Source organism: Novosphingobium sp. SG754 (assembly GCF_013149315.1).
Classification (GTDB): domain Bacteria; phylum Pseudomonadota; class Alphaproteobacteria; order Sphingomonadales; family Sphingomonadaceae; genus Novosphingobium; species Novosphingobium capsulatum.
Genome location: NZ_JABGCC010000002.1, coordinates 567,525 through 580,265, shown reverse-complemented (window position 1 = coordinate 580,265; position 12,741 = coordinate 567,525). Strand labels below are relative to the sequence as shown.

General features: G+C 64.4%; 11 protein-coding genes and 1 other RNA gene. 4 read left to right on the top strand and 8 right to left on the bottom strand.

The genetic code is table 11. The annotated features are described in order from the left end of the window. Positions 1-29 precede the first annotated feature (29 nt). The 4 genes from rnpB to FHW97_RS22360 all read right to left on the bottom strand — a co-directional run bounded on the left by rnpB (position 30) and on the right by FHW97_RS22360 (position 2,691). Positions 30-449: RNase P RNA component class A (gene rnpB, locus FHW97_RS07145), an RNA gene on the bottom strand. A gap of 10 nt (positions 450-459) precedes the next feature. Next, entirely contained in the window at positions 460-1,164 is a 705-nt protein-coding gene (locus FHW97_RS07140) for an N-acetylmuramoyl-L-alanine amidase (RefSeq protein ID WP_171792289.1), read from the bottom strand. 16 nt (positions 1,165-1,180) lie between these two features. Continuing rightward, positions 1,181-1,822 (bottom strand): histidine phosphotransferase family protein, encoded by a 642-nt coding sequence (locus FHW97_RS07135; RefSeq protein WP_171798484.1) that lies wholly within the window; start codon positions 1,820-1,822, stop codon positions 1,181-1,183. A 77-nt stretch (positions 1,823-1,899) separates the two neighbouring features. Continuing rightward, a complete protein-coding gene (locus FHW97_RS22360) occupies positions 1,900-2,691 on the bottom strand; it encodes a Mov34/MPN/PAD-1 family protein (protein ID WP_370525321.1) in 792 nt (263 codons plus the stop codon). 93 nt (positions 2,692-2,784) lie between these two features. On the opposite strand from FHW97_RS22360, the gene FHW97_RS07120 reads away from it, so the two are divergent. Next, positions 2,785-3,729 carry an RluA family pseudouridine synthase gene (locus FHW97_RS07120; RefSeq protein ID WP_171792695.1) on the top strand — a complete coding sequence of 315 codons (945 nt, stop codon included), beginning with the start codon at positions 2,785-2,787 and terminating at the stop codon, positions 3,727-3,729. A 115-nt stretch (positions 3,730-3,844) separates the two neighbouring features. Continuing rightward, positions 3,845-4,759: an RNA polymerase sigma factor RpoH gene (rpoH, locus tag FHW97_RS07115; RefSeq protein WP_022675464.1), complete on the top strand. Its 915-nt coding sequence runs from the start codon at positions 3,845-3,847 to the stop codon at positions 4,757-4,759. 182 nt (positions 4,760-4,941) lie between these two features. Here the strand turns inward: rpoH and FHW97_RS07110 are convergent, their stop codons facing one another. Genes FHW97_RS07110 through FHW97_RS07100 form a run of 3 tightly spaced genes read right to left on the bottom strand, consistent with a single transcriptional unit; the run spans position 4,942 to position 10,323 of the window. Continuing rightward, complete coding sequence (locus FHW97_RS07110; protein WP_171798483.1) at positions 4,942-8,118, bottom strand: error-prone DNA polymerase; 3,177 nt, start codon at positions 8,116-8,118, stop codon at positions 4,942-4,944. Further along, a complete protein-coding gene (locus tag FHW97_RS07105; RefSeq protein WP_370525322.1) occupies positions 8,115-9,548 on the bottom strand; it encodes a DNA polymerase Y family protein in 1,434 nt (477 codons plus the stop codon). Before FHW97_RS07105 ends, FHW97_RS07110 begins: the two co-directional genes overlap by 4 nt. 31 nt (positions 9,549-9,579) lie before the next feature. After that, a complete protein-coding gene (locus FHW97_RS07100; RefSeq protein WP_171798481.1) occupies positions 9,580-10,323 on the bottom strand; it encodes an ImuA family protein in 744 nt (247 codons plus the stop codon). A gap of 111 nt (positions 10,324-10,434) precedes the next feature. Between FHW97_RS07100 and FHW97_RS07095 the strand changes: the two genes are divergently transcribed. After that, complete coding sequence (locus FHW97_RS07095) at positions 10,435-10,728, top strand: DUF1778 domain-containing protein (RefSeq protein WP_171798480.1); 294 nt, start codon at positions 10,435-10,437, stop codon at positions 10,726-10,728. Then, positions 10,710-11,213 (top strand): GNAT family N-acetyltransferase, encoded by a 504-nt coding sequence (locus FHW97_RS07090; RefSeq protein ID WP_171798479.1) that lies wholly within the window; start codon positions 10,710-10,712, stop codon positions 11,211-11,213. Before FHW97_RS07095 ends, FHW97_RS07090 begins: the two co-directional genes overlap by 19 nt. Before the next feature lie 4 nt (positions 11,214-11,217). Here FHW97_RS07090 and FHW97_RS07085 read toward each other — a convergent pair whose 3' ends face one another. Next, on the bottom strand, positions 11,218-12,720 hold the full coding sequence (locus FHW97_RS07085) for a CoA-acylating methylmalonate-semialdehyde dehydrogenase (protein WP_171798478.1): 1,503 nt from the start codon (positions 12,718-12,720) through the stop codon (positions 11,218-11,220). Positions 12,721-12,741: the final 21 nt, after the last annotated feature.

The following is a 12,741-nucleotide window of genomic DNA, read 5'->3' as shown; positions in this document are numbered from 1 at the left end:
AGCTAACATTTGCCTGATCTGACTGAATACGCGCCGGGGAGCCTGTAAGCCGGGTTCTGTCGCACCGACGGTATCCCACGTGTGGACCGTATCGGCACGGGCAGCCATTCCTCTTGGCGACCTGTTGCCAGGCCGCTCTAGCAACCAACCCGGGCAACTGGCGCGAAACACGCCTGCATCCACGAGGGATGCGCGTTGCCCCTATTCGGTCTTGCTCCGAGTGGGGTTTGCCATGCCGCTTCCGTTGCCGGTCGCGCGGTGCGCTCTTACCGCACCCTTTCACCCTTGCCCAAGGCTTGAAAAGCCCTGTCGGCGGTTTGCTCTCTGTGGCACTTTCCCTTGCCCGGTTTGCACCGGGCCGGCGGGCGTTACCCGCCACCCTTGTTTCGTGGAGCCCGGACTTTCCTCGGCATCAGACGAAGTGATGACGCGGCTGCCCGGCTCCCCGGCGCGAGGGCGTCACCTAGCATGGCCCAGGTCACGCGCCAACAGCAGTTCGAACAGCAATGCGCCGATTTGTCCATCGACCTCGCCGTCGATCTTGTGTGGCCGCCACCGCCGCTGGAATGCCGCAACGGCGGCGTGCCTGTCGCTCACATCATAGCCAAAGCGTTCCAGCGCCAGGAAAAACGCGCCTTCGTTATCATACAGCAGGCGCATCTTGGGGCGGGGGCGGGGCAGGGTCAGGTTATAGCGGGCCAGCATGTCCCAATCGAACAGTTCGCCCGGATCGGTCTTGCGCGCCGGCGCCACGTCGGAATGGCCCACCACGTTGGCGCGGGGAATGTCGTGCCGCCGCACGATATCACCCAGCAGCGGCACCAGCGCTTCCATCTGGGCATCGGGGAACGGGCGATAGCCAAACTCGTGCCCGGGGTTGACCAGTTCGATCCCCACGCTGGCGGAATTCACATCGGTGATCCCGCGCCAGAAACTGCGCCCGGCGTGCCAGGCACGCTTGGCCTCGTCCACCAGGCGGATGACCGTGCCGTCTTCATCGATCAGGTAGTGCGCCGAAACCTCAGCAGCCGGGTCTTTCAGGCGCTCCAGCGCCTCGGCCGCGCTCTGCATGCCGGTATAATGCAGCACGATCATCGTTACCGGCAGCCGTCGCTCGTTGAAATTGGGCGACGGCTCCTCGCGATGGACCAGCCAGCGGTTCATGCGGCGCGGCGGTCTGTCAACGAACCGGCAGCACGGCGCCCAGCACCAGGGCGTCGGCGGCAACATGGGTCTGGAAACCACCGCCCAGGCTCTGCGCCAGCTGATAGAGCATGGCAGCCGGCGCGGTGCGGCTGGACAGTTCAGCCGGCGGCAGCGTGCCGGCCAGGGCCTGGGCCACCAGCGGATCGAACGCAATGCGCGGCCCGCTGGCGCGGATCACCAGCTCGGTCGCGCCGTTTCGCACTTCGCCGGCGATGTCCAGGCTGCCGCCACGCACCAGCGCTTCGATTCCGATCAGGGACAGGTTCAGCAGCGTTTTCACAGCCGCCTTGGGCAGCATGTCGTCCGCCAGGGCCCAGGCCACTGAAATGCGCGGATTGGCTGCAACCAGCGCATCGACCAGCGTGCGCGGTTCGGCCACGGGCACCATATCGCCAAAGCCACCGGCTGCACCGAACGCCAGGCGGAAGAAACGCAGCTTGTTGGCCGAACTGGTCGCGCTCTGTTCCAGCAATTCCATGCACTTCTGCCGCATTTCCGGGTCGCGTTCCTCGGCCAGCAGTTCCAGCCCGTTGGTAAGCGCGCCCACCGGGCTCAACAGGTCGTGGCAAAGCCGCGAGCAGAGCAGGCTGGCGAGATCAAGCGTGGCAATGGTCATGGCAGATTGGGAAGCCTTCCGGGGTATGCAATGCGTCGGGATCGGCTGCTGCTGCATCCTCTCCCCAGCAATGCGCCTTAACCGTCTGCGACGTGATAGGAAAGCGCATGAAATACAGATGGCGCATCGCGCCACAGGCTCACCTGTCCCTGCGCCACGATTGCCCATATCCTGCCATCGCCCGCCGCCTGGGCAGAATCAGTGGCAGAAGGACGCGCCAAACCATTGGGATGCGAATGAAAATAGCCGATCAATGCCGGCCCACCGGCACGCGCGGCGCGGTGCGCGGCGATCAATCCGGCCGGATCGATCTCGAAATGATGCGACGGATCTGGTGCCACATTGGTGCATTCCTGCGCCAAGGCGATATGATTTCCATGGCCGAACAAGAGCCCGCATGCCTCAAGCGGGTGCGCCCGCGCCGCTGCGTCGAGCATGGCGGTAAGGGCGGCGGGGGATAGGGTCATATCAAGCGTTGCGCTGGCGCCCTTCGACAAGCTCAGGGCGAACGGCGTTTGGGTGACAACAACTTCATTATCCCCCCCTCCGTTCGGGCTGAGCCTGTCGAAGCCCCCTGGCTGAACCCCACTGCCTTGCCGATTGCGCGCCAAAATCTTCAACCGATCCCAGTCACCGTCGATCAAGGCCTGTTTCTTTGCGCGAGACCATCTTTTGATTCGCAACTCAGCCGACAACGCCTCGTCCCGTGTGGCAAAGTCCTGCTGCCAGACCAGTCGGACTGGGCGGCGCTTTGCCGTATAGCCGCTTATGCCGTGTTGGTGCTGCGCCATGCGCGCCTCCAGATCGTCTGTATGCCCAGCATAAAACGATCCGTCGGCGCAGAGCAGCAGGTAGGCATGAAAGGCCATAGCGCTGTGAGATAAGGGGCCAACCATACTTGGTCTATCCCTATCGCCTACCCCCTTGTTCCCATGCCAAAGAATACCCATATCCTCAATCCAATGGGGGAATTAGACGACATTCTGACCGGCACGATCGCCGCGCCCGGCCGCCTTGACAAGGCTCTGGCCGACGCCAGCGGCCTATCGCGCGAGCGGGTCAAGGCGCTGCTCGATGAGGGGCGCATTACGCTGGACGGGCAGGGCGTTCGCCAAGCCTCGCTCAAGGTTGCCGCTGGCGCTGCATTCGTCGTGCGCGTGCCCGCCGCGGCCCCGGCAGAGGCGGTGGCGCAGGATATTCCGCTATCGGTCACCTACGAAGACGATGCCTTGATCGTGGTGGACAAGCCGGCCGGGCTGGTCGTTCACCCGGCCGCCGGCAATCCCGATGGCACGCTGGTCAATGCCCTGCTGCATCATTGCCGCGGGCAGCTTTCGGGTATCGGCGGTGTGGCACGGCCAGGCATCGTACACCGGATCGACAAGGATACCTCGGGCTTGCTCGTCGTGGCAAAGAGCGATGCCGCGCACGAGGGGCTGGCCCGCCAGTTTGCCGATCACTCGATCGTGCGCGCCTACAAGGCGGTTACCGCCGGCCGGCCCATGCCCGCTGCTGGCACGATCCGCGGCGCGATTGCGCGTTCGGTGCATGATCGCAAGAAGATGGCCCTGGTCGATGATGGGCGTGGCAAGCATGCCGTCACGCACTATCGGACGCTGTCGCCCCTTGATGGCGCGGCCTTGGTCGAATGCCGCCTGGAAACGGGGAGAACCCACCAGGTCCGCGTTCACCTTGCATCAATCGGCCATTCGCTATTGGGTGATCCTGTCTATGGACGCGCACCCGCAAGAATTCGCCCCATTCTGGCCCGGATCGGCTTTGCCCGGCAGGCACTGCACGCGGCAGAATTGGGTTTCATTCACCCGATTAGCGGTGAAGCGCTCCATTTCACCAGCTCGACGCCCGTCGATATGACGGAACTGATTGTCGAACTGGGCGGTTCTTGAGCTTGATCATGGTATAAATCGATTACTGTGTACCAAAAGGATGTGTGGCCCCACCGGGGAATGCTCGCTAGAGGTTCTTCATCGGGGAACTGACGCGACGAAAGGATGTGTTCAGGTGAGCAACAAGACAGCAGTGGCCAAAGCCCCCGCGACCGTTCCGGCCCTGGGCGGGGAAGCTAGCCTCAACCGCTATCTCTCTGAGATTCGCAAATTTCCGGTGCTTACGGCTGAGCAGGAATACATGCTCGCCAAGCGCTATCAGGAACATGCCGATCCCGAAGCTGCCGCGCAGCTGGTGACGAGCCATCTGCGACTCGTGGCCAAGATCGCCATGGGCTATCGCGGCTATGGGCTGCCCGTGTCCGAGCTGATTTCCGAAGGGAACATCGGCCTGATGCAGGGCGTCAAGAAGTTCGAGCCCGATCGCGGCTTCCGTCTGGCGACGTATGCCATGTGGTGGATCAAGGCGTCGATGCAGGAATTCATCCTGCGCTCGTGGAGCCTCGTCAAGATGGGCACCACCGCTGCGCAGAAGAAGCTGTTCTTCAACCTGCGTCGCATGAAGAAGAACCTCGAGGCGTTCGAAGACACCGACCTGTCGCCCGAAGACGTCAAGAAGATCGCCACCGACTTGGGCGTGCCCGAGCAGGAAGTGATCAACATGAACCGGCGCATGATCATGGGTGGCGATGCCAGCCTGAACGTGCCGCTGCGCGAAGACGGTGAAGGCACCTGGCAGGATTGGCTGACCGACGATCGCCCCTTGCAGGACGAGACGGTGGCCGACGCCGAGGAAGCGCACTATCGCCACGACATGCTGGTCGAAGCGATGGGCAGCCTCAACGATCGCGAGCGTCACATCCTGACCGATCGCCGCCTGGTAGATGACCCCAAGACGCTGGAAGAACTGAGCCAGGTCTATAACGTCAGCCGCGAACGCGTACGCCAGATCGAAGTGCGCGCCTTTGAAAAGCTGCAGAAGGCGATGCAGCGCATCGCCGGCGAACGGCACTTGCTGCCGGCCAGCTGATTGGTTCAAACATGATAGAAAAGCCCGGTCATCCAAAGGGATGGCCGGGCTTTTTTGTTGGCATTCGAGGTTGCGTAGGGCTCCGGATCAAGTCCGGGGCGACGGAAGACTTTAAACTGACGAATGAAATCCAACAATCGTCGCCCCGGACTTGATCCGGGGCCCTACGCGAGGTTTGCCCCTCAATGAAAATCCCGTGATCTCGGCAACACCCGCACCTGCCGCGGATGCCGTGCCAAGGCGGGATCGGGCGCTGGCACTCCACCATCCTCTTGCAACTCTGCCAAAGCAGCACTGGCATCATGAACGCAAGACACCATCAGGTGCACCACGCCTTCCTTGCTGCGTTGCACCTCTCCATCGATCACCATGAGCCGCGCCGCCATGACAGGGCGCCGCTGCTTCTCGAAATCGCGGGCCCACATCAGGGCATTGACCACGGCGGTTTCATCTTCGATCGTAATGAAAATGGCGTTGCCCTTGCCGGGCCGTTGCCGCACCAGCACCACGCCGGCCACGCGCACTTTCTGCCCATCCTTGCCAGCATTGACTTGCGCGCACGATAGCACGCCCTCCCGGACAAAACCGGCGCGCAAGAACTGCATCGGATGGCCTTTGAGCGAAAGCCGCTGGGTCTGGTAATCGGCCACGACTTCTTCGGCCAGGGGCATGGCGGGCAGGGCGGCATCGGGTTCAGCCGCCAGTTCGGGCGCATCCAGCGCGGCAAACAGGGGCAGTTGCCTGGGCGGCACGCGGCGTATGTCCCAGCCAGCCTGGCGCCGATCGCGGCCCAGAGAGACCATGGCATCGGCATCGGCCAAAAGCGCCAGCGCGCGCGGCGGCAGTTCGGCACGGCGCGCCAAGTCTTCGGGAGAGGCAAACACGCCAGCCAGGCGGGCGCGCACGATCGCGGCGGCCCATTCTTCCTTGAAGCCATCGATCATCCGCAGGCCAAGGCGCAGGGTGCGGGCATCGTCCAGCGTGCAATCCCACCAACTGCGGTTCACATCGGGCCCGTGCACCACCACGCCGTGTTCGCGCGCATCGCGCACCAGTTGGGCCGGGGCATAGAACCCCATGGGCTGACTGTTGAGCAGGGCGCAGGTAAAAACCCCGGGATAGTGGCATTTCAGCCATGACGAAACATAGGCCAGCCAGCCAAAGGCCTGGGCGTGGCTTTCGGGAAAACCGTATTCGCCAAAACCCTTGATCTGTTCAAAGCAGCGCTCGGCAAAATCCGGCGGATAGCCGCGCGAAACCATGCCGGTGATGAACTTCTCCTGGTAATTGGTGACCGTGCCATGGTTGCGGAACGTGGCCATGGCACGGCGCAGGCCATCGGCCTCGGGCGGGGAGAAGCCGGCGGCCACGATGGCCAGCTTCATCGCCTGCTCCTGAAACAGTGGCACGCCCAGGGTCTTTTCCAGAACCTCTTGCAATTCACCTTTCGGGCCGGGGTACTCCACCTTCTCTTCGCCATTGCGGCGGCGCAGATAGGGATGAACCATGCCGCCCTGGATCGGCCCCGGTCGCACGATCGCCACCTGGATCACCAGGTCATAGAGCTTGCGCGGTTTCATCCGGGGCAGCATCGCCATCTGCGCGCGGCTCTCCACCTGGAACGTGCCCACGCTGTCTCCCCGGCACAGCATGTCGAACGTCGGCACGTCGTTGCGAGGCACGGTGGCCAACGCATAGCGCCCCAGGTTCAGCCGCTCCATCAGGTCAAAGCTCTTGCGGATGCAGGTGAGCATGCCCAGCGCCAGCACGTCCACCTTCATCAGCTTGAGAACGTCGATGTCGTCCTTGTCCCATTCGATGAACGTGCGATCGGGCATGGCGGCATTGTGGATCGGCACCAGTTCATCCAGCCGGCTCTGGCACAGCACAAAGCCGCCGACATGCTGCGAAAGGTGGCGCGGGAACGTCAGCAACCGATCGACCATGTCGCGTAGGCGGGCGATCTCGCGGTTTTCAGGGTCGAACCCGGCCTGCGACAGGCGCTCTTCGGGCAGCGAGCCGCGCCCCCAACTGCCCCACACCGTGCCGGAAAGCCGCGCCGTGACATCTTCCGACAGGCCCAGCGCCTTGCCCACGTCACGAATGGCGCTGCGCTGGCGATAGCGGATCACCGTGGCCACGATCCCGGCGCGCTCGCGGGTGTAGCGGTGGTAGATATACTGCATGACCTCCTCGCGCCGCTCATGCTCGAAATCCACGTCGATATCGGGCGGCTCATGGCGCTCTTCGGAAAGGAAGCGCGAAAACAGCAGCTTTTCCTGAACCGGATCGATCGGCGTGATGCCGAGCAGATAACAGACGAGGGAATTGGCCGCAGATCCACGACCCTGGCACAGGATCGGCGGGGAAAGGCTGCGCGCATAGCGCACCACATCGTGCACCGTCAGAAAATAATAAGCATAATTTTTTGAAGAGATTAGGCGAAACTCTTCATCCAGAACCTCTTGGTATCCAGGCGGCAGGCCATGGGGAAACTGGCGTGTGGCATTCTCCCGCACCAGATGTTCGAGCCAAGCCTGCGGGTTCCAGCCTTCGGGTACCGGTTCGTGGGGGTATTCGTAAACGATCTGGTCCAGCGTGAAATCGATGCAGTCCAGCCAGGCCCGCGTTGCTTCCAGGGCTTCTGCGCACAGGGTGAAAAGACGGGCCATTTCCGCTGGCGGCTTGATATGCCGCTCGCCATTGGCGGCAAGGCGGCGCCCGGCGGCGTGCACGGTGGTGCCAAGACGCGTGGCCGTGAGCACGTCATGCAGCGGGCGGTCTTCGGGTACGGCATAGCGCGGATCATTGCTGGCAATCAGCGGCACGCCCGTGCTTTGCGCCAGGGCCATCCGCCGGGCAAGATCGCGGCCATCGGCCCCGGCACGCGGCATCATGGCGGCCAGCCACAGGTGGGGCGTGGCCTCGGCCAGGCGGGCGAGCAGATCGGCGCTGCCATCCATCGCGATCAGGGCCAAGCCATCGGCATGGTCAAGCAGATCGGGCAGGGTGAGGTGGCACTCGCCTTTCTCCACGCGGCGATTGCCCATGGTGAGCAGGCGCGTCAGCCGCCCCCAAGCCGCGCGCGTGGTGGGATAGGCGGCGATATCGGGCGTGGCATCGACAAAGCACAGCCGTGCGCCAACCTTGAGGGCAAAGCCGCCAGCCTTGCCACCAATCTCTTGCCACGCGGCATGGGCACGCACCACACCGGCCACGCTGTTGCGATCGGCGATGCCGATGCCTTTGAGGCCCAGTCCATGCGCGCGCGCCACCATTTCCGCCGGATGGGCCGCCCCGCGCAGGAAGCTGAAATTGGTGGCAGCGACAGGTTCTGCAAAGAACGGAACCCCGGTCATGGAAACAGCCCGTGGACATACCAGGCCGGCGTGGTTTGCGTGCCATAGAGGCCGCGCCGGAACACCCACAGGCGGCGGCCGCGCCCATCCTCGATCCGGTAATAATCGCGCGTGGTGCGGTCTGCGCCGGTGCCCATATGCCCGCCGCGCTGGCGCCACCATTCTGGCGCGATGCGCTCGGGCCCTTCGGCGTGGACCACTTCATGCACCGTGCCGCGCCAGCGCAGCCGCAGCGGCGGGCCATCAGGCACTCCGGCGATCACCTCGATCCCCTGCGGCGGATCGAACAGCAGCAGGGGGCGGGGCATGGCGGCAAGGGAAAACGAAACGGTTCCGTTCCATTTGGTGGCTGGGGCCTGAACCTGCGCCTGCTCGGGCATATGGCGATCGGCCGGGATCAGGCGCAGCACGGAATCCTGGCCCAACCGCACACCCAGCCGATCGATCAGCGCCTGCAGATTGTCCTGGTTTTCCTCCGCCTGGTCCAGCCCGGTCTGTCGCGCAGCCAGCGCATCGGCCCGCTTGACCGCCAGGGTGATGGCATCGAACCCGAAACCGGGATCGATCGGATCGGCCAGGCTGTCGATCCGCTCGCGCAACAGGCGCACCACCACGGGCGGATCACGCGTGGGTTGGCCGGTCTCCACCGTCAGCACCCGCTGCGCGCCATCGCTGCGATGCAGGGTCAGGGCAAAGCGCCGCCCGCCCAACCGCCGTTGCTCCATCTGCGCGGCAACCTGGCGCAAGAGATCTTCGGCCACCTCGAGCACGTCGTCGGTGCGGGCGATGGGCTCGGCAAAGCGGGCCTCGGCCCGGATCGGGGCCTGCATGGGTTGCGGGGCCAAGGGGGCGGCAACGTCTCCAGTCAACTGGCGCAGGCGCAGCACCACCCCTTCGCCAAAGCGCGCAGCCAGGGCCGGGGCCGGGCGTGTGGCCAGATCGCCCACACGCTTGAGCCCGGCGCGGCGCAGTGCGCTGGCGGCCTCCTCGCTCAGGTCCAGCGCGGCCACCGGCAGGGCCGCCACATCCTCCGCACGGCGTTGGGCCGGCGTGCCGTGGCGGGCCAGCGCACGCGCCGCGGCCGGATTGCAGGCGAGGGCATGGATCGTGGAAAGTGCCGTAATTTCAGAAGCCTTTTCCACCATCCTGGCTTCCGATCCGAAGAGGTGGGCGCAGCCACTGATATCCAGCAGCAAGCCATCGGGGGGATCGGGCATGACGCTGGGGGTCAGTGCGTGCATCGCCGTGGCCAGGTGCGCCAGCAGCGTGGCATCGGCGGCCGGATCATGGGGCAGGGTGAGCAGATCGGGGCAGCGGGCACGCGCATCGGCCAGGGTCATGCCAGGGGCCAGGCCATGGCGAGCGGCGTCGCGCTCTACCGCCATCAGGCGCAAGGCCTGGCCACTGCGTGCCACCAGGGCCAGTGGCACACCTGCGGGCAGCGGTTCTGCCGATGTGGCCCTAACCCGCTCGCAGGGTAGCCAGGGGAAGTACAGCGCCAGATGGCGCCGCCTTTCCGTTTTCGCTCCGGTTGGGGGTGCCGGTGGTGTCCCGGAAACCGCCATGTTGTTCATCCCATTGCAAATGCCACGTTTGCCCCGCTGGCCCACCCCGCCAGCGCAGCGCCTCTACCGCCAAAGCCGGCAAGCCGGGCGGACGCACTTGCGCACCGGGTGGCGCTGCGAGGGGTTGGGATGGCGCACTGGCAACCTGCCAGCGGGTATGTGCGGCGCTGGGTTGCGCCTTTGCGGCATGGCGCAACAGCACGACCGGCGTTTGCGTGCGTTCGGCAGCCAGCACGAAGCGCCGGCTGGCCGTCAGATCATAGCCCTTCAAGGGGCCTTCGCTTTCCAGCAAGACCAGCGCCAGGCCAGGGCAGCGTGCGCCCTCCAGCCCGGCGCGCAGCAGAGTGGCGGCGTCCCCTGCCTCCACCAGCAGCAGCCGCGCCGGATCGATACCCAGCAGCATCAGTCCTTCACCGTAGAGCGCCAGCGACTGGCGCCTGCCGCTACGCACCATCAGCACAGTGCCACTGCGATTCGCCGCGCCCAGCCCCAAGGCAAAAGCAAGCCCGGCCGCGCGATCATCACCTTGCCCATGCACTTCATGCACTTGGCCCGCCGCCAGCACAGGCACGGGACGCTGCAAGGCCGGGCGCAGGCGCCAGGCCGGGGTGGTGAGGATCGAGGAGGAAACACTTTCCATGTTCCTATTATGTTCCATTTCTCACTCCCTGTCGAGGCTGGCCGTTGGAACAGGTGGGGATAGGGTTGCGATTGTATTGACATTGTACATACAAAGGCGGATATTCACGCCATGGACCAGTCTCCCCAAATGATCCCAAGCAAGGGCAGCATCAATCTGCGGATCGAGGCTGCCACCCGCCAGCTTATTGACGAAGCAGCGGCCATTCTGGGCAAGACCCGCACCGAATTCATGATCGAAAGCGCGCGCCAACAAGCGATCGACGTCTTGCTCGATCAGCGATTGTTCGCACTGGAAAGCCAGGACCATGCGGCCTTCATGGCCGCGCTGGACAATCCGCCCGAGCCTGGCCCGAGGCTGAAGGCACTGATGCGGCGGGTGCCGACATGGCAACAGGAAGACTGACTGCGCCAGTCCCTCTGGCCGATGACCATGAGGTTGACGAGTTCGATTGCGGAGAGCCGGCGCTCAATGCCTGGTTGCAACAGAGGGCGCGTCGCAACGAGGGGCGCTTCGCGCGTACCTATGTGGTATGCGATGATCGCAGAGTGGCGGCCTATGTGTGTATCCTGGCAGGTGCAGTAGAGCGGCGGGAAGCACCATCCCGCCTGCGCCGAAACGCGCCTGATCTGATCCCGGTATCGATCATCGGGCGCCTTGCGGTGAATCGGCGCCATGCCGGCCAGGGCTTGGGAAGCGATTTGCTGGCCGATGCCCTGCGCCGCATAGCCTTGGCGGCACAAAGCATCGGCATCGGCGCGGTGATGGTTCACGCCAAGAATGAGCAGGCTCGGCGCTTTTACCTGAAATGCGCCGACTTCCTGGAATATCCGGCCGATAGCCGAACCCTGTTCCTGCCCATAGAGACGCTGATCGCGGCTCTACCGTGATGCTTCACTTCATCGTCGGGATCACGAAGCTCTGGTCCACCACATCGCCCGAGGTGCTGGGCCAGCGCTGGGTCACGGTCTTGGTGCGGGTGTAGAAGCGCACGCCGTCCATGCCGTATTGGTTGAGATCGCCAAAGCCCGAGCGCTTCCACCCGCCAAAGCTGTGATAGGCCACCGGCACCGGGATCGGCACGTTGATGCCGACCATGCCCACTTCCACCTTGGCGGCAAAGTTGCGGGCGGCGGCGCCGTTGCGGGTGAACATGGCAACGCCATTGCCATAGGCGTGGTTGGTGGCCAGCGCGATGGCTTCATCGACATCGTGCGCGCGCACGATCTGCAACACCGGGCCGAAGATTTCCTCCTGATAGCTGCGCATTTCCGGTGTCACGCGGTCGAACAGCGTGGGGGCCAGGAAATTTCCGTTTTCATAGCCTTGCAGCGAGAAGCCGCGGCCATCGACGACCAGTTCGGCGCCTTCGTCCACGCCCATCTGGATATAGCTTTCGATCCGCGCCTTGTGCTGAGCGGTGACGACCGGGCCATAGTGGGCGGCTTCGTCGGTGGAAATGCCCACCTTGAGGCCGGCGATCCCGTCGATCAGGCGGGCGCGCAACTCGTCGGCGGTCTTGTCACCCACCGGCACCACCACGGGCAGAGCCATGCAGCGTTCGCCTGCCGAGCCATAGGCGGCGCCGAGAATGTCGCTGACTACCTGGTCGAAATCGGCGTCGGGCAGCACGATGCCATGGTTCTTGGCGCCGCCCATGCACTGCATGCGCTTGCCCGCCTGGGCGCCGCGCTGATAGACATAATTGGCGATGTCGGACGAGCCGACGAAGCTGACCGCCTTGATGCGCGGGTGATCGAGCACGGCGTCGACCGCCGCCTTGTCACCATGCACCACGTTGAACAGGCCGGCCGGGCCGCCGGCCTCGATGAACAGTTCGGCCAGCATTACCGGCACCGAGGGATCGCGTTCCGACGGCTTGAGAATGAAGGCATTGCCGGTGGCGAGCGCCGGGCCGCACATCCACAGCGGGATCATCGCGGGGAAATTGAACGGAGTGATGCCGGCAACCACGCCGAGCGGCTGACGCATCGAGAACACGTCGATCCCCGGTCCGGCGCCTTCGGTATATTCACCCTTGAGCAGGTGGGGAATGGCGCAGACGAACTCGATCACTTCCAGCCCGCGCTGCACATCACCCTTGGCGTCGGCGATCACCTTGCCATGTTCGGCCGAAAGGGCATGAGCCAGCTTGTTCATGTCACGCTCGATCAGGCGCTTGAATTCGAACATCACGCGGGCACGGCGCTGCGGATTGAGCGCGGCCCATTCCGGCTGCACGGAGGCGGCCAGGGCAACGGCCTGATCCACATCGGCTTCGCTCGCCAGGCCAACCTGGGCCTGCACTTCGCCGGTGTTGGGATCGAAAACGTCGCTCTTGCGGCCAGAGGTGGCGGCAACGGCGGCACCGTTCAGGAAATGGTCGATCTGGCGCATGGCAACACTCCCGGAAAAAGT